The following is a 20,522-nucleotide window of genomic DNA, read 5'->3' on the forward strand; positions in this document are numbered from 1 at the left end:
ACTCAATGCTGAGACTTCTTGTTAGCCTATATTTATTTGTTTTTGCCAGCATAATATTTATTAACCAAAGTAGCGAATATATCTGGAAAAACTGGGGCGACCAAACGCCTGATGAGCTCAATTATGCAAAACAAGTTGCTTTAAATCTTAAGTCGGTACTCGATGATATTGGAATTGAGGGCCAGACTCATAGTGAGCAACTTAACGTTGTGAACATCAATGATATTGCATGGTTCCCTGAGCAGATTGAGAGCTTACAAAAAGGGGAAGTTGTCGTTTCTTTTGACGCCAACGATCATTATCAATTAAGTATGCTCTTAGCTGATGGGCAGCATTTAGTGCAATTGGGCCCTTACGCGCCACAACAAAGCTCTTTTTTCGCCCAGTATGGATTTAGGTTAGTCTCATTTTCTATTCTTGCATTGCTTTTGGTCCTATGGTTACGACCTTTATGGCGAGACTTAACTCAGCTTAAGCATATCACCACCAAACTTGCGACCGGCCAGCTAGATATTGAATCAAAGCCTTCTCGCTTTTCTGCAATATCCACATTGACACAACAGATCCAAAAATTGGCCTTGCAAACTGCGAGCTTAATGCAAAACCAAAAACATCTAGTAAATGCGGTCTCTCATGAACTTAGAACACCACTAGCACGTTTAAAATTTGCTTTGGCAATGCTTGCAGCTAAAGACCCTAAGCAAGTTCAGGCAATGAGCAATGATGTACTAGAAATGGAACTGCTAATAGATGAGATGTTAAGCTACGCAAGACTGGAGTTTTCTGAAAGAGAAATGCAAAAGAGTATTTTCGATTTCAGTCAGCTGGTTATAGAGTCCATTGAAAAAGTACAAAGCACCACCCATAAAAAGCTACAACTTGAAATTCAAAACGATCTTTACGTATTTGGAAGTAGTCATTACCTTTCTCGCGTTCTGCAAAACTTATTGCAAAATGCAGACAAGTATGGAGCTGAATTGATAGATGTTCATCTCGCCTCTGATAACCAAGGAAACCTTCATTTGACAGTGAGCGATGACGGCCCAGGCATTCCGCAAGACAAACGAGAAAATGTGTTCAGCCCCTTCATTCGACTAGAAACGAGTAGAAGTAAAGAAACTGGAGGATTTGGCTTAGGACTTGCCATTGTCGCTAAAATTCTAGGCTGGCATGATGGGCATTGTTGGGTTAGCGATTCGAGCTTAGGCGGTGCCACATTTAATATCACCATCCCTCTCAAGCAAAACTAAAACTTAACTGAACGGCGCAATACCTTCGTCTGAGCGCGTTTATTTTTACTGTCTAAACGACGTTTTTGAGCGCCTTTGGTCGGCTTAGTTTGCCTGCGCGTTTTTTCAACTTTTATTGCATCCAATATCAGTTGTTTAAGTCTAGCTAGCGCATCTTCTTTATTTTGTTCCTGCGTCCTAAAATTTTGCGCTTTAATGATAATGACCCCATCTTTGCTGATACGGCTATCTGAAAGCGCTAGCAAACGCTCTTTGTAAAATACAGGCAAACTAGATCTGTTGATATCAAATCTTAAATGGATTGCAGAAGATACCTTGTTAACGTTTTGCCCACCAGCCCCTTGAGCTCTGATGGCTGTTAATTCAATCTCCCAAGAGGCTAATTCTACATTATTCGAGAGTCTTAACATGTTTTAGATACCACCAAATACGCTTAAGCGATTAATTCATTGACACACAGGCAGACTGGATTAGTCCATCAATCAATATAATTATATCAACTTTACGATTCGATTGCCCAGAGCCAATATAAAACCGCCAGTATCGGTGCTGCTTAGACCAGATGAATGGTTCATTGAGTTAAGCGTTAAATATCTAGTGTATCTGCACCTATCTATATAATAGTAACCAACAAAAACAATGAGCTTTGCTATATAACGCGTGTGGCAACGGCAGGTGACAATTGCGCAGCTCGAAATGCAGGATAAACGACAGCAATTTGTCCAAGTAAGAGCATACCTACGCTGCCAAACAACATATAGCGCGACGGCACAGTGCCTAATTCAAATGCATTACTGAATGCAATACTTAGTACTATTGCCGAAATAATCCCTAGCAAAATTCCCATGCAAGTTAAGATCATGTTCTCAAGCATGAAGTAACGCATGATTTCGCCTTTGCTAGCCCCCATGGCGCGCCTTATTCCAATTAATTTAAAACGCTTAATTATGCCGTAGCGAGATTGGCCATAGATACCCAAAGTTGTCACTAGAAGCAATCCGAATATCACCCCAAAAAGAGTCTTGCTCGCTGCATTTTCAGCACTATATGCACGCCTTTTTACATCGTTGAATGTTTCAACTTTATCGATTTTTCGTCCATACACTGACATCAAATACGCTAATGTTTGCTCCTGCACTCGCTGCTGTTCGTTTGGATCAGTGCGCACGACAAAATTCACGATATCATCGGTTTCTTTCACTGGCGAAATGACTCCATGCTCAACAACCACCCAAGATGGCCAAGCCGCTTGTAAAGTCTCTACGACGCCTACAACACGTTGTGGCTTATTGTTGATATAGATTGTCTTACCTACAATGCTTTGCCATTGGCTGTCAAACAAAGAGACTGCCAGCGCTTTAGTCACAATAGCTTCAGAAGCGTATTTAAAGCCGTCCACCCTGGCAGTCGACTCTTCATCTATTTTGAACGCTCTGCCTGCGACTATCTCAACACCAAAGCTGCTTAACAGCTTTACATCGCCGCCATAATAACCTGAAAAAGTATCGTATTTAGTATCTGGGTTGACTGCAACTTCAACAAGCCGCCCCCACCCTGTTAGAGGTATTCCAGATGAAACAGCTGCACTTTTCACCCCTAAGATCTCATTAATATTAATTAGATCCTGCTCTAATTGGGCCTTTTTCTCTGCGTCTGGCACAGGCAAGTTAGTGGCAATGTAAAACACATTGTGCTCGTCTAACCCCGACTCGCGAGCGACCACAGCTTGTTTCTCAATCGCTAAAAAAATGGCATTTACTAAAATCGTAAATGTGATCGCAACTTGTAAAACAAACAGCAACGCCGCGGCATAATTACTTTTTAATGACTTTAAAATCGGCAGTAAATCTCTCATCCTTGCCCCTACAAGCTTTTCAGCTGCTTAGCAGGTTCCACTCCAATCGCTCGAAATATTGGAAACAACCCAAATAACACACTCGAAACAGTTGATAAAATCACTGTCGCTAGCATCAACTCGACATTCATACTCATAATGTCCTTACTCAAATGAGTGTAAAGCTGACTAGAAATATACAAACATAGATGTGTCATTATGAGCCCTAGAACTCCCCCTATGACACCTATAATACTGGTCTCCAAAGCATACTGCTGGACTAAGTCCAAGCTACTCGCACCAACAGCCCTGCGCAATGCGACTTCTGCGGTTTTGCCCTGAAACTTCGTCATAATAATGCTCATTGCATTTAACAAGCATAAAGCTAAAAAGCAAACCGCCAGCCACACAGCAATCTCACTGTCACTGGAATATGCTCGGCGCTCTTGTAAATATTCAGAGCCAGTTTGTAATTGATTCACAATAGGCCGTTGGAAGCGGCCTAGCGCCTGCTGCTCTTTCACATAGGAGTCTAAAAAGTCGAGATACTCAGCCTTTTCATCTACACTATTGAGTTCAACCCAGAAAAACACCCAAACGCACTCAGAAGCCCATAATGCCGAGACAGTGGCATTTTCAGGCTCTTTCCAACACTCGAAAGATTGTAAATTTGATGTCCACAACTCAAGATTAACCTGTGTCTGAAAAGGAACAAAAATATCTCTTGGGGCCTGAAACGCCCGCATAGAATCGCCATAAAAGCGAGGTAGTAAAAACCACTCATTTAATACACCTACCACGGTGAATTGGTTTTCACCCAGTATTAAAGAGCGACCAACGGAGTTTTCACCTGAAAATAATACTTCATTCATGGCTTTGGATATCACAACTACCTGCTCACCACTCACATCACTACTTTTTGGCCAACTAGATCCATACAAAAATGGCGTATCAAAAGTGCTAAAAAAGTCTCTGCTCGTTGCGCGAACCATAGAAACCTCAGCATCAATTGCATTTTGATCCGGTAACCTAAGCATCTCTTTGAAGCCCGCAATTGGCACATGCCTTTTAGCTTTATTTTGAGCGATGAGATTCAAAGTGTCCTGGACAGAGATATATGTTGGAGGTTGCTCTTCTGCTCGATTACGGTAGGCTGCTTCTGGACTCCAGTTATTTAACCTCACGAGAAACACACGATCACTTTTTTCGGGCAACGGGTCTTTAGTCATCATGTAATTTATCGTGTATGTCGTCATCGTTGCAGAGATACCCACACCGATGATTAAAATAGCCAAAAAGCTCAACGAGCGAGTCTGCCACAAACTTAAACAGGCGAGTTTCACATAGTAAATAAACATAGGCCCCCCTTTTACGCAATTGCCTGGGCGTGTCTATCTACTTCACTGATAACCCCATCTTTAACTTCAACAATTCGGCTAGCTTGTGTCGCTTGCTCTAAATCATGTGTCACCATGATGATGGTCGTGCCAGCAGCATTGATCTCTTTGAGCAATGACATGACCCCATCTGCCATTTTTGAATCGAGGTTACCTGTTGGTTCATCAGCTAGAAGAAATGCAGGAGAACCAGCAAGGGCTCTAGCTATCGCCACTCTTTGCTGTTGTCCACCCGATAATTGAGAAGGGTAATGTGTTTGCCTACTATGTAAACCTACTTGTGCAAGTGCATACTCAACGCGTTTTTTTCGTTCTGCATGTGACAGGCGGCGATAACGCAGAGGCATTTCTACGTTGTCAAAAATATTTAATTCAGGAATAAGATTAAAGCTTTGAAAAATAAAACCAATTTTTTCATTTCTCAATCGTGACTTTTGCTTGTCTGACAGTGTGCAAACGTCCACTCCATCTAACCAATATTCCCCCCCAGAAGCATCTTCAAGTAGTCCTGTGATGTTAAGAAAGGTTGTCTTTCCAGAGCCTGAAGGACCAACAACAGCGATAAATTCACCTTGCTTCACTTCTAAGTCAAAAGGACGCAGAGCCTGAGTTTTAACGGTATCTGTGAAGTAAGTTTTCGCTAGCTTATTCATTCTTAACATACGCACTCCTTTATTGCACGATTCTTACACTGCCTGCTTCTTTAAATACGCTTAGATCAGAGATCACCACTCTGTCTCCCATCGCAAGACCAGATACCACCTCTACTTGACCTAAGCTTCTCGACCCCAACTTAATTGATTTTTTAATGGCTGTGCCATCTTGCACTACATATACATAGCGACCACCACCAGACTCAGCAAACTGCCCTCTTGGCAGGAAATAAACATCACTTTTTTCTTCTAAAACAACTCGACTAGTAAGGCGTTGATTTTGCCTTAACCCTTTAATATTTTTACTTTTAAACCTTATTTTCCCTTCAACTTGACCATTTACAATTTCAGGAGAGATAGCCGTCAATTCGCCTTCATAGGTATTACCGTTGAGCATAAGATCGGCACTCATACCCAAAGCCAAATCGTCGGCATAGTTTTCTGGAATATTTACTTCAACTTCATATTGAGACAGGTCAACCACACTTAGTAATGGTTGATTTTTAGTTACTGTATTTTTCTGTTCTGCGGCTAAGTTGCCCACAATACCAGCCACTGGTGAAGTCACCGATAAAGCCACAACTTGCCTTTGAATTTCATCAACAATTACTTGCTGTGCCTGCAATTCTAGTGCTCGAGTCTGAATTTCAAACTTTTGACTCTCTTTCAATAAGGCAACTTCTTTTATCGCTAAGCGATGTTCTCTTTGTGCGTTTTCTAAATCATCTTTTGCTTTTTGAAAATCAATATCACTTACTACTTGGCTTTTGTGGCCCTCTGCATTTCGGCGCATTTCACGCTTTGCAGCATTGAGCGCAACTTGCGCTTTGCCAATGTAATTTTCCTGTTCTAAATTCTGCTTTTTACCTTGTATTTTTTCTCGCTCTAACTGTGTTTTTAAGCGAGTCAATTCGGCTTTTTCTTGTGCGAGTAAACTGGTTAATTCAGGACTGTCGATTACGGCCAATTGTTCACCCACTTTTACTGTATCGCCTGGTGTCACTAGATACGTTACAGTCCCTTCAGCAGGGCTGTATAATGTGGGCCTTTTAGCAGCAACAACACGCCCTTGTACTGAGATATCACGAACAAAATGACCTTTTTGTACTTGCGCAACTCGGATATTTTCGAGGCGGATTGCACCTTGGCCACTAAACCAGACTGAAAGTTGAGGCATGATTACAACTAAAAAAACCATGATACCTACAGCAACAGCCAAATAGAGTTTATAGTTCCTTTTCTTCTCTATTTGCGTGTCTTGAGCACTGGTATCAGATATGTATGTCATTATTACTTCCTTGAGAATCCTATTACAGCTTTTCACCGTATAAAATACACAATTAGCCCCTACCTGTCACCAATAATAAATATTTTATTAAAGAATAAGATTCACATACAGAAATGAAAAAATGCGATTAATTTGTACTTTTTTAGTACTATCCCTTTGGTTTTTATTTGGTTTTATTGATATCAACTAAAATAATTATTGGTGCAATTAATACGTTGTACGATCAGAAAAGCATGTTTATTGTTAACATAATCAGAGGTGTTCATAACAATGATGTGTTATTTAGAATAAAAAAGCGCAGCTTCCGTGCTGCAGCAAGTGCTTGGGAGTAATACTTAGTAGAATAAAATCATTGATTAAACTGAAAACCTCTTGAGTGCAAACTGCACACCCAAGAGGTTTACCAGTAACATCACAACTTTTGCGCCAATACCGTTTCGCTATTAGTAACTGCTCGTTTAATTGCCTGCGCCATATTTTTACCTCGTGCTTTTACCATAATGCTTGGTAGGCCAGGTAATAAGACTTCTATCCGGCATTGAGTCAATGTGCCATGAAGCTTCGAAGGCACATCATCTATGTGTACTTTTACCTTACGAATATTGGCCACGTACTTTGCAAATGTCGCTGTAATTAACTTTGCAGCTTTATTTTTGGCACTTGAGCCCAAAGCTTTGCCTGTCATACGTAAGTTTAGTTTCATATCTCTTGACCTCATTCAATTAAACGCTCAAAAATCACGTCATAACGAAATTACTGATTGCGTCGATGAACTAAATCTACTAAGGTGGAATCAAAGATAAAAGCTGATTAATTCTTAGTTAGACATCGAAATTAACGAAGTATCATGAATATCAACTATAACCATCTATATTATTTCTGGCAGGTCAGTAAATTAGGCAGTATTGCTGCTGCAAGCAAAGTGCTGCACCTTACCCCCCAAACAATCAGTGCTCAAATAACAAGTCTAGAGCAGCGACTGGGCAAATCATTGTTTGTCCGTGAGGGTAGAGGCTTGAGACTGACCGAGTATGGCCAGCTCACACAACAATATGCCAATGATATGTTTAATGTTGCAGAAGAATGGCTTGAAACCACGAGAGGGGATCTGGATAATATTAACCGCACTTTAAAGGTTGGTATCTCTGATGCACTGCCAAAATCACTGGTGTCGAAATGGCTATCTCCTTTAATTAAACATGAACGTATCACAAATTTACACTGTATTGACGGACAACAATCTGAATTATTGGCCCAAATGGCAACCCATAAGATAGATTTGGTATTGGCAGACAAGCCATTAGATAGCTCAACGCCCTTTAAAGCTTTTTGTCATGAAATAGGAAAAAGCCAGCTCGGCTTGTACGGTAATTCCAACTACTACGCTAAGCTCAATAAGGACTTTCCGAGCACACTCAAAGATATGCCGATTATTCTGCCAGCTAAATCAAGCCCAGTAACCAACGCAATTCAATATTGGTTAGAAGACCTAGATATTAATATGTCAGTCGCAGGACATGTAGATGATAGCGCATTGATGAAGTCCTTAGGTCAACAAGGGTTTGGGATCTTCCCGGCTCCGCTTTCAATCAAAGAAGAAATTGAACGACATTATGATGTGACATTTATTGGCAGTATTGAAAATGTTTTTCAGCATTATTACGCATTTACTCCCGACAGATTAATTAAAGATTCAATTTATTCCGAGTTTGTACAAAATGCGCAAAAGGAAGGCGAGTAATACATTTTAATAGTGCAAATATTGCTAAGATTAGAGAACAATGAATAATCCAAAAATTACGATTCACTATTGCGTATTGTGCCAGTGGCTATTGCGAAGTGCTTGGCTCGCTCAAGAGCTACTTTCAACTTTTGGTCAGGATTTGGGTGAAGTCTCACTGGCACCAGCTTCAAAAGGTGTGTTCCAGATCTACTATAACGATGAGCTGATCTGGTGCAGAGTTAAAGACGGAGGCTTTCCAGAAGCCAAAGAACTCAAGCGTCGAGTTAGAGACAGGTTATGCCCGGAGCGGGATTTAGGGCATATCGATAAACACTCAAATGATAACGTTAAGTAAGTTACAACCACAAGGTCGCACTTAAAAAACCGCTATAACTAAATTAAAAGTCACTGTGCAAGTGAAAATGTTTACTTGCACAGTAATCACTCGTAATTTATTGCCCTGCATCCCTTCTAATTTGCTCGAGTAACTCGTCATCTCGAATCAATCGCTGCATTACAAGTTGTGCCTCGGAGCTACTAGAATTATTGTATAAATCTAATATATCACTCGCCAATTGCTGCTTTAACTCTGGGGAGGTTTCACCTGATTGATAGTACTGGCCAATCAACCCTTCTGCCGCCATAGTTTTCATGTACTTATTTGGCTCTTTTTCAATGATATCTTGCAATGATTTAGCTATGCGAGAGTCCACAATTGGAGAGTGTGCCACGACTTCTAATGCTTGTACTTTTAATTTCTCATCTTGGCTATTTCGACTGATATCAAGCACAGCGTCTACTGTTTCATAGTCAAACATTTCACCTTGTGTTCGATTTAAAATATACATGTTCATTTGCAACTGGCCCATCGCCGACAAGCGCTCTGTTGGAGATAAACTTTCGTCCAAAACTTTGGTTTTTAGATCTTGGCTCACTTTCATCGCAAACTCAGGATCTGTTTTCAGTTTAAGATCGTAGTCTTTTGGTAAATCCTCATAAAAACCATAAACAGGATTATCTTCTCGATTTTGTGCTTTGTCTTTGCGCTCTTTCTCTTCCAACACAGCGAGAATTGTTTCTTCCATACTTTCAGTAGAAGGAGAGTTTGAGAAGGCGCGATTTTCAATTTCAAGCACTCGCTCTTCCAAGTACGCTATTCGCTCAACAAGCGCGCTTCTGTCCAATGCATCTAATGCGCTTTGAGATTCACTATTGCGCGAGCTAGGAGCATTGTTTGTGTGCAGTTCCTCACGCAATTCCGTTACGTGCTCAGCCTTTAATGAGTCATGCGAGGGAGTAGAGGGCGTAATAACTTGATTATAAACAGTTAATGCGAGTGCTACGGCGGCAACACCCAGCGCTATATTACTTTTCATTTGAGACATCTTGTACCTATATACCTATCTTTCAGGCTCTGTAATTAAACACGCTTCCTTGATCAATAACTCAATGCAGTAATCTAGTTTATTTCGCACTAAAAAACTGTTAAAAGTTGTACTACAAATTTAGCCATAGTTTAGGGGTAAATTGCAAATCATGATCCTAAATAGGAATATTTTCCAACGTATAAGCCTATTGATCTGGTTCGTTTGCGCTATTCAAACATTGTTTATTTTCTCAGGTTTATGGCCATATACACCTGAGTCTCGTGGACACCAAAATATATTGGAGGGACTCACGACTTTAAGTATTGTTGTGATAGCTGGAGCAACTTGGTACTACTTCCATATGTATAAACCCAGCAGGGTAAGCTGTGTGCGCACAGCAAAATTAATGGCGTTTGGCGTTGTATTTTGCGCAATCGGAGATGTTATTAATTTTAATCTTGGGCAACAATTTCACAGCCATGATCCACAAATAAAACACGACTATTTGGTCGATTCCATTTATTCATTTTCAATAGGCTACGGATTAATACTATATGCGACTGTCCCCTTTCTTCAGCATCTTGGTATAACAAAAAAACAAGCCATCCTCGTAACCTCACTGGTCAGTCTATGCACCCTGTTATCTTATTATCAGATGCGATTACCGGATACTGGCCTATATGTCACTTTACTCGCTGGTTTTTATGCATTGCTCGTCGCACAGTGCAGCAGCTTTGCCATACTCATTTTATTTAAAGCAATTTCATTCCAATCTCTTAAGCTCTGTATTCTACCTGTTATTGGGTTATTCTTGGCAACATTGGCAGATGCGTTGATCGGTCAATTTTGGCTTTTTGGGAATAGCGGCCAAGGGTACTTTCCACTGATCCGAACGATTAATTGGTTTATTTACATCAGCTCTAGTATTTTGATTATTCAGCTTCCGTGGGTATATCACCAAATTCAAAGCTCGCAATTTTTGTCATCAATCTCCCCTTGTGAACAGGCAAATTGAGAAGCAAGCCAACTCGTTATCTGCTGCATAACTGGGCGCTTGGCAATATCTTTTGGCATCATGAGGTAGTATGAGAAAGGAAGTTGAATTGCTTCAAATGGAAGCCGCCGCAAAGACCCATCAGCGAGCAGTGCACTGGCTATATGGTGCCAACCCAGAGCAATTCCTTGACTATGCTTAGCAGCATTTAATGCGTGGCCGACATGACTGAAATGTCGATACCGAGTTAGTTTATATGGCACGACAGATTGATGTTTAAACCAAGCATCCCAACTCATATTACTAGGGGCATCTTCTGTACCACCAACATAGGCCAGCAAATGTTCACTAGTATCAATTGTAGCGTGATAACTCGGCGAGCATACTGGCAATACATATTCATGTGCCATAAATACACTTTCCAATTCGGCTTGCTGCCCATGGCCGAAATGCAAATGACCATGAATGTGTCGCTGATTAAAGTCAACAAGCTGATCTGCCGCGACCAAATGTAGATCAATATTTTCAAAGTGCGCATAAAAGTCATTCAACCGTGGCACCAACCAATGATCTAATAAAGAGGGTACAACTGCCAATACAACACGTTGGATTGCGTCTGTTTGTTTAGCTGTATCGATCCCAAAGTTTATTAACTCAAATCCTTTGTTTACCTTTTCAGCCAATTGCTCACCTGTGTTAGTTAACATCACACCTTTAGATTTACGATGAAATAAGCTCACACCAAGTTGAGCTTCAAGTAATTTCATTTGATGGCTAACCGCGCTGGGAGATATGTTTAATATTTCTGCAGCCTTTGAAAAATTTAGCTCTTTAGTTACAACAGAAAATGTTTGTAGCGCTGTCATTGAGAAGTTAGGTTTACTCATGCTGTGAAAATAGCTCATGTCAGTTTGATTTATTATCGCTTCTAAAATGGCAGTGTCAAATGCATACTCAATATCAACTTAAGCACCTCATACTATTAAATTTAATTACCTGTCACTCAAAATAAGGAGCATCTTCATGGCCAAATACACTGCTGAAATTGCATGGCAACGCACACCAAATGAAAAGTTTGTCGACCAAAAATACAGCCGAGCGCACACCTGGTCATTTGATGGTGGAGTAACGGTTGCGGCGTCATCATCCCCGACTATTGTGCCACTTCCCTATTCAAATGCAGATAATGTCGACCCTGAAGAAGCTTTTGTCGCTTCATTATCGAGTTGTCATATGTTGTTTTTTCTGCACTTTGCAGCAAAGGCAGGCTTAATTGTGGACTCATACACCGATACAGCTCAGGGGATAATGGCTAATAATCAGCAAGGTAAGCTGGCCATGACGCAAATTGCCCTCAAACCTAGTGTTACATGGCAAAACCAAATTACGATTGAGCTAAGCACACTTGAATCACTTCATCATCAGGCCCATGAAGCCTGTTTTTTAGCGAATTCTGTACATTCACAAATTATTATTGAGCCCCAACAGCTTAAAAGTTGATTTCAATGACATATCGACGCTGGGAGGATTGCTTTACCTCCCAGCCAAAGCAATCACAAACTTGCTTGATTATTTTACTTCCAAGTCCATGACCTTTGGTTGAGTTATCATCTCTGATATCGTTCTCAAATCGTAAGCTTGAACACGTAACAGTTACGTCTATCGGACCGCAGCCATGTTGTAAGGCATTTTTTGCTATTTGTGTTAGTAGCAGAGTAAAAAGGGTTGGGTGAATAGCTTGTACAATGTGCTCATCGCGTCCATTAATACTTATCTCTAATTCATACTTCAACCAACTCCCTCGCCAGTCTTCTAAAATATCACTCAAATCATGCGGCTGTAATTGCTCTACATTGGGGCGACTCAACAATAAAATTGCTTCGGCAATCTTTGACAACTCTTTTTGGCTTTCCTCTAGCGTATCGAGCACATCCAAGGCTTCAAAGGGTAAGTCATCGACCTGCTCAATACGACTCATACTATGGCTGATTTTTGTCAGTGGCGTGCGTATTTCATGACTTAAAAATGCCGCAAATAAACGCTCTTGCTCAAGGGCATGTTGCTGAGCATACTGCGCTGTTTTTAATATAGTTGCCAACTGTTGGAATTCAGCAAACCGTGCTGGTTTTGCTTCATTATTGGTTACACCATTAATAAGATTGTCTGCTTCTTTCGAAACACTCGCACATATTCGCCATATAACAAACCCCAATGGCAATAACATCGTTGCAGCTAAAATCAAAAAAATAGGAATCAAGCTTGGTGACTCTGCTTTGGCAAAATAGTGCACAACATACAGAGTATCCCCATCAGCGCTATGCTCTTTTAGAACGTATAAATCGCCTAATTGAATATCGAATAATGCTGTATGAGCGTAAGGTATATCGTTGTTTTCGACCGTATTACGATAAAATGAAGGCATATGAGAGAGTTTGCCAATGTATTTGCCGTCAATTGCATAAGGCAACATTAATTGCCCACTTAAAGCCATCTCTAAATCTTGATGTAGATAAAACTCAGTCGTGTCATCCCAAGCATGTTGATAAACCCACCTAGCTACCACAGTCCAAACCAAGACAAACAATACAAACAGTAAACCTAAACGTAAACTCAAATAGCGGGTGATGTTTTGTTGCTTATTCGCCATATGACCTCAGTACCACTCCTTGGCCTTTCATGGTCTGTAGCAACATCAATTCATCATCTTTGCTGAGATTTTTTCTTAAACGGGTGAGTAATGATTTATACATATTGTTATTAACGTCTTGCTCTGGCCAAATGTGTGACAAAATTTGCTCCTTGCTAACTGGGTTTGGTGCATTTTTTGCCAATAAACCTAATAACAGCCATTGTTGAGGGGATAACACTAAGATCCGTTCACCACGTTTGGCTATTTTACTGTCGAAATTGACAACTAACGTGTCTAACTCAAATACATTGCTCGCTTTGGCATGTTGCTTTTTAGCCAAGATTTTTAGTCTTACTGCCAGTTCAGGTAGATCGAAGGGTTTAGTGATGTAGTCTAATGCACCAGCAGAAAAGGCGGCCAGTTTATCTTCCAATGAAGTGGCTGCTGTGCAAAACAATACGGGTACCCCCTCTCCTTGTATTTGCGCTTTTATTAGACTCAAGCCACTACCATCAGGTAGGTCCATATCTAAAATTGCTGCATCATATCGACTATATCTTGTTGTTTGTGCAGCAATCTCTTGCGCACTTCTGACAGAAGTTGCATAGTCCACTTCAATATTTTCACGTTGCAAAAAGTCAATCAACTGGGCTGCAAGCACAGTATCGTCTTCAACAAGCAAAACCAGCATATAACCTCTACACTGTTACCTTATGGTTACCATATCATTGATAGTGTAGCGCCATCTAACAGGAGTCAACTATGCGAGTAATAATTATGCCGATTTTTCCTTTATTGTTAGCGGGCCTATGTCTATCAGGATGTAACTCGGATTCAAGTAACACTGCCAGTAATAGTTCGAGTAGTAACAACAGTACTCACACCACTAGCCCTACAGGGCAACCCACAAACAATGGCGCTACTCAAGTATTTACCAATGGTAATATTTATACAGTCAACGATACCAAGCCATGGGCACAAGCTGTGGCGATTAATAACAACAAAATCGTTTTTGTTGGCAGTAATGAAAATGTACAACAATATATTGGAAGTACGACTCAAGTAATCGACTTGGGCGGAAAAATGATGATGCCAGGCTTTCATGATGTACACATGCATCCATTGGAGTCAGGTTCTGATGCAACTCAGTTCACCATTCCACAAGAAGCCTCTGTCGATACTTATATAGCGTTAGTGCAAGAAGCGGCTTTACAAAACCCAACCGCTCAGTGGTTGATTGGGTACGGCCATAATATTGGCACCTTGCTAGAAATGTCCGACAGCCCATTAGAAGTACTTGATGATGCAGTACCTAATCGCCCTGTTATTATTATGGAACAGACATCACACTCAATGTGGGTAAATAGTAAAGCGTTGGAACTTGCCGGGCTCCACACACAGAGCATAGACCCAATTGGTGGAGTAATTGGTCGAGACGAACAGATGCGCCTTGATGGTATTTTATATGACAATGCAGGAAATCAGGTAATGGAACTTGCAATGCGTTCGCTCAGTAATGCACAGCAAAATGATTACCTAGGCCTGATAGAATATACCATGCCAGCCCTCAATCAAGCGGGTATTACCTCAATTAGTGACGCTCGCACATACTGGCAGCGCGGGCACTTAGAAACATGGCAACGCGTTGCTGACGAGGACAAACTCACTTTGCGGGTGCATTTGGGCTTATGGGCCTACCCCCAAATGAACGATGCCAGCCAAATATCAAAGCTTAAGTCTTTTTATCAAGCCTCGCCTGACAGCTTATTAAAAGTAAACCAAGTTAAGTTTTACGTAGATGGGATTTTAGTGAATACCACCGCGGCAATGCACGACCCATATCATCAGAATTGGTTAGATCTAGAAGGGAACAAAGGCCTCAATTATTTCACTCAAGCACGACTGGAACAGTATATTAAAGCGCTCGAACCCAGCGGGTTTAATTTTAATATTCATGCTATTGGCGACAGAGGTATTCATGAAGCGCTCAATGCAATTGAAAATGCCTCAGCGGGTAAATCTCGTCACCGGTTGACACACTTGGAGGTTGTAGACCCAGCCGATTATGCTCGATTCAACAAACTAGGGGTAATCGCTGATGCACAGGTTGCTGGAGACTTTACAGATCCAAGCCACTGGCCTGAAAACATTCCCCTACTAGGCGCAGAACGTTCACAGGATCTAGTACCCATTAAAAGTTTAGTGGAAAACCAAGCAACCTTAACACTGTCAAGTGATTGGAATGTAAGTCCATTTAATCCATTTATCGGAATCAGTAATGCTATCTCTAGGACACCACAAGCCATTACGTTATCACAAGCGCTTGAGGCTTATACATTAAATAGTGCCTATGCTATGGGGCAAGAACACCTCGTTGGTAGTATTGAAGTGGGTAAACTTGCTGACTTAGTTGTACTTGATAGAAACTTGTTTGATAGCACAGTCAAAGAAATTGCTGAAACGAATGTAGTGATGACTTTGCTTGATGGCGAAATAGTTTACAAACGATAGCCTCACATGGCATGACACAAGGGCTAAACATTCAATGCCTTTGTGTCTAAGAAACCAAGACAAAACCTCGGAACGTGTTATGTTCCATGCCCATTCTTGTCTAACACGCCGAGCTCATTACAACACCTTTAAGGGCATTCAACCACAGAGAACCAAAATACAAGACGATAAAACCGCTCATACCTTTAAAAGTATTGCTTTATGGACTGCAAGTTAGTTAACAGCTTTGCAGCCACAATACTCGGTTTCATTTCAAATAATATAGGTGCGTAAAGATAATATGAAGATTCTACTCTCATAAACACTTACCTAAACACACCTCCGAACACGATGTGCTTAAGACTTTAAACTCATCGCGTTACAGCCACACAAGCATAGCTAAAGATTTAGAAAAATCATCTCAATTAAATATTTTTTCATACTTTTAGCATCTAAGTTATTTTATAAGCTTATTTGTTTTAAAATGAGCACTAATCAGAAAAATTAATAACTCCAACAAGCACGTAGGAAAGTGCAATAAAACAAAAGGAGTTAGAGCACCATAAATTCTAGTAACCCCCTTCAAATAACACTTATATATGCCACCTCGAGGCTATATGGGTAGATTTTTTCAGGACCACAAGGTGGCTCTAAAAGACAGGGTATCTGCACTCAATTGCAATTTACGCTTGTATTAACCGAAAGTCAGGGTATCGTATAGCAAAATGCTAATCTTGTATCTCAATTGGAAGTCTGATGCGTAAACTTTTGCTACTACTTTTGTGCTTGTCGACACCGGCCCTAGCCTATCAAGTTCAACCTATGATTGTTGACCTCGCGTCGCATGGTAAAAAGTCACTCGTCACATATCGCCTACAAAACCCAAGTGAAAGTGCATTGCCAATTGAAATTGAAGTTTTCAAGCGCACCTTTGATGAAAATCAAAAAGAAGTTTTAGTACCTGCAGAAGATGATTTTATCGTGCTTCCCCCTCAGGTCGAGGTACCCGCAAAGAGCTATCAAGTTTTCCGCGCAAAATACTTGGGATCTGCTGAATTAAAAGAAACTGACTCATACCGCATCGTATTTAAACAGTTGCCATTGCCCAATGAAGACGAAAAATCGGGAGTTAAAATGGTATTTAACTTTGCTACTTTGGTTTTTGTGAGCCCAGAAGGCATTAGTGCGCAACAAAAGAGTACATTGAGCTGTTTAAAGTTGGAGGACTGTAAATTAACGATCAGTAATGAAGGCCAGCGCGTGCTTGACCTTTCTCATTTTGATTACCATTTCCATGAGGGTAAAACTACCGTAAATTGGGCACAGTTCCAATCTATCACACCGGGTCGCTTTATTATGCCGGGGCACAAAGTAGAGTTAGACATTGCGCCGCTGTTAAGTGAACAGCCGACAAGCAGTGCTGCGCTCATCAATCTATTTAATAAAAAGTAAGATAAGCGATGGTTAAAACGGGCTTTTTTATCTGGCCTGCTCAGCATAAGTGTGTCATTTTTTCACTTCTTTTATTTTGGGCTTGTTCATCATTAGCGGCAACTTTCAATATGGACTTTCCCGTGCGGCTAAATACTGCCGAAGTAGGGCAAGTTTCTGCCGCTACTAATGGGATCGAAATTGCCTCTATTTCAGCCACAGAATTCAAAAAGAGTTTGCAAAATGTACTCAGTGAAAGAGTAAATACTTGGTTGACTCATAAAGGGAACGCTCAAATCACTTTGGAAGAGTTTGCCGAGCAAGGTATTACGCTCGTAATGCAACCCCAAGATCTCACTATAGAAATGAAACTAGCAGAAGAGGCTATGGCCACTGACAGTTTAACATATGGCAAGCAAAAACACTTCGACAAGCCTTCTGGCGAGACGAGCTGGGCGATGTTAAACAACCTTAATTTAAACCACGAACGCAGCAACAACAATCATGATTACAGATCTCAACTCGAGTGGTTAATGAACGCGAATTTTGGTGGTGGTGACGGCATCAATATGCGCGGTTCATTGTTTTGGGAAGATGGCAACAATCAAGGCAGTGAAATAAATCGTGGAGAATTCTCGCTCTTTTATGATATTCCAGAGGCACCGATCCGCTTTACCCTTGGAGACACTCAACTCAATAGTACAGGACACCTATCAGGTGCTCAGCTTGGGGGTTTTAGCTTTGAAAAAGCCTATTCTCGGTTGCAGCCTCAACGCAGAATAACGCCAAGTAACAGCCAACAGTTTGTGTTACCTCGGGCAGCTAACCTTGAAATTTACATCAATGATTTTTTAATCTCCAGAATCAGACTAAAAGCTGGCCGTTATGACCTCAGTGACCTCCCACTCACTTCGGGCGTCAATAATATTCAAGTCATTGCAACCTACGCAAACGGTGAAACTCAAGAGTTTTACTTTACAACGCATTATAATGCTAGGTTACTTGCAAAAGGGTTGAGTGATTACGCCTTTACCATTGGTCGCTTATCTTCTGTAGAGCAAGGCCGTTATGAATATGACGATGAGCTTTTTGTTTCTGGCAATTATGAGTACGGTGTAACGAATAGACTAACATTAGGACTCAATGGAGCTTCACACCCAAAAGGCCACGTAATAGGTGCACTTGCGACCATAAATAGCTTTGTCGGCAATGTTTCTTTTCGCTACTCCATGAGCAAAGCACACAAAGTCCAAGACGGTGATATTTATTCTATTGAATCAGAGCACAGTGTTTTTGGACATGGTAACTTTGGTTCACCCAATTTGCGATTAGGTTACGAAGTACGACAGGACTTCACTAACACACCTTGGCAAGCGTTTAGCACTATCTCGAGTAGTAAAAGGGCATTCGCTGATTACAGTTATTTTATTAATGATCACTTAGACTTTAACCTAAGCGCTTCACGAGATAGAGGGAGCGATAATATTATTACTGACAACGCCGCCATTGAACTTAACTTACGATACGAAGACATACGCGTTCGGACGGGCTTTTCGCATACAGACAGCACCGATAGTAGAGTCGTTTCTGAAAACCAATTTTTCTTAAATTTCACTTGGAATCACTACGATCGAGGCACCAATAACCGGGCTCGTACGCAATACAGCAGTAGAGACAAAGTCGCCAGCGCAAGTTATGCAAAAACAAACAATAACTTTGTCAACGACTATGGATATGAAGTACGTGCAGAACAAGGGAGTGATTTTAGACAAGAGCAATTTGAAGCAAGCTATACGAGTGCATTTGTCAGGGCAGATTTCAGTACAACTAATTATTCTCGCGATCAACAACATGCGGATAGTAGCTCAAGTGTTAACCTATCTACCACGCTGGGAGTTGCAGACGGTCACTTTGGCATGGGAGCCACAACGACTGCCCCATTTGCAGTTATTACCAAACATGACACTCTAAAGAATGCAGATGTACTGGTAAATGTCGACCGCCAAGGGCGGGCACAGACTAAACCTAGTGAGCATATCGGTGCACTGGTTGAACTGGGTACTGGGTATACCAATTCGCAACTCAATATAGATGTACCAGACGCACCTCTTGGTTATGACTGGGGGCCTGGAATGTATGAGTTAGTCGGGGGTGCAACCACTGGACACCACATTCAAATCGGCTCAGAACTCTCTTACACAATAATAGGGAAGCTGTTAGATGATAAGGGCATGCCTATTGCAATGAAACGTGGGCGAGTCATTAAACAAAGAGAGAAAAACAACAAAGACACAGCGCCATTGAATATCGCTATATTTACAAACCGCACAGGTCGATTTGTTGTTGAAGGGATAAGCATAGGTGACTACGTAGTTGAAATTAACGGCATGACTGGGCAGTTTAGTGTAACAGACGTAGAGCAACGCTTTATAAGAGTCGGGGCGCTTGAGCTTGAAAAAAGCCAATCTAAAGGAGGCGATAACGAATGAAATCTATAATCTTTACCTTGCTGACTCTGAGCATACTGTTGTCTGCGCCTAGTGCATTTGCAAGGTGGAATGATTGCGATGGTAGCATGATTGCAACTTCAAATCCGTCAGACATAATAGAAGAACACAACAACAGAGTGACGGTATACATACCAATAAAGATACAGGTCTCTGACAGCTTACTAGACTGCGCAGATGAGATTTGGGTTGAGGATGTTTACTACTACTCAATGGTATTTTCGGGCCCTACACAAGACAAGTATGCAAAACTGTATGATTCTCAGTTTAAAAAAATTAAGGTGAGAAATGGCATCTGGCGCTCTGACCTGAAAGATCGCTCAACACAGATGTGGGTTAGATTGAGGCATTACAGCTTATTCCCAGCAGGAGCCTACACGGGTCATGTTATTGTATCTGTAGTCAAAAACAATGAAATCATAGATGAACAGTACTTAGACTTAACCTACTATTCTGAGCCTCAGGTTGCCATTTCCCTATCAAACTCGAGTAAAGGTAAAGTCTCGGGGAGCAATGGCAACTATTATATCGACTTAGGCGAACTGAAAAGTAATATGCGCTTCAATTGGGGTATCAAAGTATTGAGTAACAGCTCGTACGATATTGTCGTTGACTCCGAATACAACGGGTTGCGTCATGAAACCAACACTCAAGCATTAATAGACTACTCTATCAAGTTTGATAATACACAAATATCCTCATCTGAACGGCTTTACCGCAGCTATAATTTCTATCCTGGCGTAAAAAACAAGTGGTATGGATTTGAGTTCAAACTTGGCAACGTAGAGTTAATGCCTGCAGGCACCTATCAGGATAACTTATCGTTGACTGTTTACCCTAGATAGTGAATTTTTAGCACCAAGCAGTTGCAACTCTCATTCACACTGCAACTGCTACCCAAGGCTACTTGGCATAACAAATCATATTCTAATACATGCGCATTTGCTTTTTTCACCTTT

At 41.1% G+C, this 20,522-nt stretch carries 19 protein-coding genes; 9 read left to right on the top strand and 10 right to left on the bottom strand.

What is annotated here, in order from left to right; translation table 11 throughout:
* The first annotated feature begins 5 nt into the window (after nt 1-5).
* A complete protein-coding gene (locus tag N475_RS24580; protein ID WP_063357485.1) occupies nt 6-1,250 on the top strand; it encodes an ATP-binding protein in 1,245 nt (414 codons plus the stop codon).
* On the opposite strand, the gene arfB is transcribed toward N475_RS24580, so the two are convergent.
* The 6 genes from arfB to N475_RS24610 form a co-directional block, all read right to left on the bottom strand.
* Nucleotides 1,247-1,660, bottom strand: a complete 414-nt coding sequence (gene arfB, locus N475_RS24585; RefSeq protein ID WP_063357484.1) for an alternative ribosome rescue aminoacyl-tRNA hydrolase ArfB — start codon at nt 1,658-1,660, stop codon at nt 1,247-1,249. The genes N475_RS24580 and arfB overlap by 4 nt on opposite strands.
* Before the next feature lie 239 nt (nt 1,661-1,899).
* The gene (locus tag N475_RS24590) at nt 1,900-3,105 is read right to left on the bottom strand and encodes an ABC transporter permease (RefSeq protein ID WP_063357483.1); all 1,206 of its coding nucleotides are present in this window, start codon (nt 3,103-3,105) and stop codon (nt 1,900-1,902) included.
* A gap of 8 nt (nt 3,106-3,113) precedes the next feature.
* A complete protein-coding gene (locus N475_RS24595) occupies nt 3,114-4,442 on the bottom strand; it encodes an ABC transporter permease (RefSeq protein WP_063366122.1) in 1,329 nt (442 codons plus the stop codon).
* A gap of 11 nt (nt 4,443-4,453) precedes the next feature.
* Nucleotides 4,454-5,143: an ABC transporter ATP-binding protein gene (locus N475_RS24600; RefSeq protein ID WP_063357481.1), complete on the bottom strand. Its 690-nt coding sequence runs from the start codon at nt 5,141-5,143 to the stop codon at nt 4,454-4,456.
* A gap of 10 nt (nt 5,144-5,153) precedes the next feature.
* Nucleotides 5,154-6,422, bottom strand: coding sequence for an efflux RND transporter periplasmic adaptor subunit (locus N475_RS24605; protein WP_063366123.1), 1,269 nt, complete (start codon nt 6,420-6,422; stop codon nt 5,154-5,156).
* Between the two features lie 412 nt (nt 6,423-6,834).
* Nucleotides 6,835-7,125 (bottom strand): hypothetical protein, encoded by a 291-nt coding sequence (locus N475_RS24610; RefSeq protein ID WP_063357479.1) that lies wholly within the window; start codon nt 7,123-7,125, stop codon nt 6,835-6,837.
* A gap of 144 nt (nt 7,126-7,269) precedes the next feature.
* Between N475_RS24610 and nhaR the strand changes: the two genes are divergently transcribed.
* Entirely contained in the window at nt 7,270-8,163 is an 894-nt protein-coding gene (nhaR, locus tag N475_RS24615; protein ID WP_063366124.1) for a transcriptional activator NhaR, read from the top strand.
* 40 nt (nt 8,164-8,203) lie between these two features.
* On the top strand, nt 8,204-8,500 hold the full coding sequence (locus N475_RS24620) for an Rdx family protein (RefSeq protein WP_063357477.1): 297 nt from the start codon (nt 8,204-8,206) through the stop codon (nt 8,498-8,500).
* 97 nt (nt 8,501-8,597) lie between these two features.
* Here N475_RS24620 and N475_RS24625 read toward each other — a convergent pair whose 3' ends face one another.
* Nucleotides 8,598-9,521 carry a hypothetical protein gene (locus tag N475_RS24625; protein WP_155730912.1) on the bottom strand — a complete coding sequence of 308 codons (924 nt, stop codon included), beginning with the start codon at nt 9,519-9,521 and terminating at the stop codon, nt 8,598-8,600.
* Between the two features lie 379 nt (nt 9,522-9,900).
* Between N475_RS24625 and N475_RS25280 the strand changes: the two genes are divergently transcribed.
* A complete protein-coding gene (locus N475_RS25280; protein ID WP_155730911.1) occupies nt 9,901-10,527 on the top strand; it encodes a hypothetical protein in 627 nt (208 codons plus the stop codon).
* Here the strand turns inward: N475_RS25280 and N475_RS24630 are convergent.
* Nucleotides 10,476-11,393: a LysR substrate-binding domain-containing protein gene (locus N475_RS24630; RefSeq protein WP_162269637.1), complete on the bottom strand. Its 918-nt coding sequence runs from the start codon at nt 11,391-11,393 to the stop codon at nt 10,476-10,478. The genes N475_RS25280 and N475_RS24630 overlap by 52 nt on opposite strands.
* A gap of 136 nt (nt 11,394-11,529) precedes the next feature.
* Between N475_RS24630 and N475_RS24635 the strand changes: the two genes are divergently transcribed.
* Complete coding sequence (locus N475_RS24635) at nt 11,530-12,006, top strand: OsmC family protein (protein WP_063366125.1); 477 nt, start codon at nt 11,530-11,532, stop codon at nt 12,004-12,006.
* Here the strand turns inward: N475_RS24635 and N475_RS24640 are convergent.
* Both N475_RS24640 and N475_RS24645 read right to left on the bottom strand, forming a co-directional pair.
* Entirely contained in the window at nt 11,996-13,153 is a 1,158-nt protein-coding gene (locus N475_RS24640) for a sensor histidine kinase (protein WP_063366126.1), read from the bottom strand. The two genes, N475_RS24635 and N475_RS24640, sit on opposite strands and share 11 nt — an antisense overlap.
* The gene (locus tag N475_RS24645; RefSeq protein ID WP_063357472.1) at nt 13,143-13,826 is read right to left on the bottom strand and encodes a response regulator transcription factor; all 684 of its coding nucleotides are present in this window, start codon (nt 13,824-13,826) and stop codon (nt 13,143-13,145) included. The genes N475_RS24640 and N475_RS24645 overlap by 11 nt, the downstream gene beginning before the upstream one ends.
* A 71-nt stretch (nt 13,827-13,897) precedes the next feature.
* Here N475_RS24645 and N475_RS24650 point away from each other — a divergent pair, with 71 nt between their 5' ends.
* From N475_RS24650 to N475_RS24665, 4 genes are all read left to right on the top strand, one after another.
* The gene (locus N475_RS24650) at nt 13,898-15,646 is read left to right on the top strand and encodes an amidohydrolase (protein WP_063366127.1); all 1,749 of its coding nucleotides are present in this window, start codon (nt 13,898-13,900) and stop codon (nt 15,644-15,646) included.
* A 735-nt stretch (nt 15,647-16,381) separates the two neighbouring features.
* Nucleotides 16,382-17,077 (top strand): fimbria/pilus periplasmic chaperone, encoded by a 696-nt coding sequence (locus N475_RS24655; RefSeq protein WP_063357470.1) that lies wholly within the window; start codon nt 16,382-16,384, stop codon nt 17,075-17,077.
* Nucleotides 17,078-17,199: 122 nt separating this feature from the next.
* The gene (locus N475_RS24660; RefSeq protein WP_248846355.1) at nt 17,200-19,545 is read left to right on the top strand and encodes a fimbria/pilus outer membrane usher protein; all 2,346 of its coding nucleotides are present in this window, start codon (nt 17,200-17,202) and stop codon (nt 19,543-19,545) included.
* Nucleotides 19,542-20,408 carry a hypothetical protein gene (locus N475_RS24665; protein WP_063366129.1) on the top strand — a complete coding sequence of 289 codons (867 nt, stop codon included), beginning with the start codon at nt 19,542-19,544 and terminating at the stop codon, nt 20,406-20,408. Before N475_RS24660 ends, N475_RS24665 begins: the two co-directional genes overlap by 4 nt.
* The last annotated feature ends 114 nt before the right edge of the window (nt 20,409-20,522 follow it).

The organism is Pseudoalteromonas luteoviolacea DSM 6061 (genome assembly GCF_001625655.1).
Classification (GTDB): Bacteria; Pseudomonadota; Gammaproteobacteria; order Enterobacterales; family Alteromonadaceae; genus Pseudoalteromonas; species Pseudoalteromonas luteoviolacea.

Coding starts and splice junctions, on each gene's coding strand:
- N475_RS24580 (WP_063357485.1), top strand. CDS start 6: ATGCTGAGACTTCTTGTTAGCCTATATTTATTTGTTTTTGCCAGCATA.
- arfB (WP_063357484.1), bottom strand. CDS start 1,660: ATGTTAAGACTCTCGAATAATGTAGAATTAGCCTCTTGGGAGATTGAA.
- N475_RS24590 (WP_063357483.1), bottom strand. CDS start 3,105: ATGAGAGATTTACTGCCGATTTTAAAGTCATTAAAAAGTAATTATGCC.
- N475_RS24595 (WP_063366122.1), bottom strand. CDS start 4,442: ATGTTTATTTACTATGTGAAACTCGCCTGTTTAAGTTTGTGGCAGACT.
- N475_RS24600 (WP_063357481.1), bottom strand. CDS start 5,143: ATGTTAAGAATGAATAAGCTAGCGAAAACTTACTTCACAGATACCGTT.
- N475_RS24605 (WP_063366123.1), bottom strand. CDS start 6,422: ATGACATACATATCTGATACCAGTGCTCAAGACACGCAAATAGAGAAG.
- N475_RS24610 (WP_063357479.1), bottom strand. CDS start 7,125: ATGAAACTAAACTTACGTATGACAGGCAAAGCTTTGGGCTCAAGTGCC.
- nhaR (WP_063366124.1), top strand. CDS start 7,270: ATGAATATCAACTATAACCATCTATATTATTTCTGGCAGGTCAGTAAA.
- N475_RS24620 (WP_063357477.1), top strand. CDS start 8,204: ATGAATAATCCAAAAATTACGATTCACTATTGCGTATTGTGCCAGTGG.
- N475_RS24625 (WP_155730912.1), bottom strand. CDS start 9,521: ATGAAAAGTAATATAGCGCTGGGTGTTGCCGCCGTAGCACTCGCATTA.
- N475_RS24630 (WP_162269637.1), bottom strand. CDS start 11,393: ATGAGTAAACCTAACTTCTCAATGACAGCGCTACAAACATTTTCTGTT.
- N475_RS24635 (WP_063366125.1), top strand. CDS start 11,530: ATGGCCAAATACACTGCTGAAATTGCATGGCAACGCACACCAAATGAA.
- N475_RS24640 (WP_063366126.1), bottom strand. CDS start 13,153: ATGGCGAATAAGCAACAAAACATCACCCGCTATTTGAGTTTACGTTTA.
- N475_RS24645 (WP_063357472.1), bottom strand. CDS start 13,826: ATGCTGGTTTTGCTTGTTGAAGACGATACTGTGCTTGCAGCCCAGTTG.
- N475_RS24650 (WP_063366127.1), top strand. CDS start 13,898: ATGCGAGTAATAATTATGCCGATTTTTCCTTTATTGTTAGCGGGCCTA.
- N475_RS24655 (WP_063357470.1), top strand. CDS start 16,382: ATGCGTAAACTTTTGCTACTACTTTTGTGCTTGTCGACACCGGCCCTA.
- N475_RS24665 (WP_063366129.1), top strand. CDS start 19,542: ATGAAATCTATAATCTTTACCTTGCTGACTCTGAGCATACTGTTGTCT.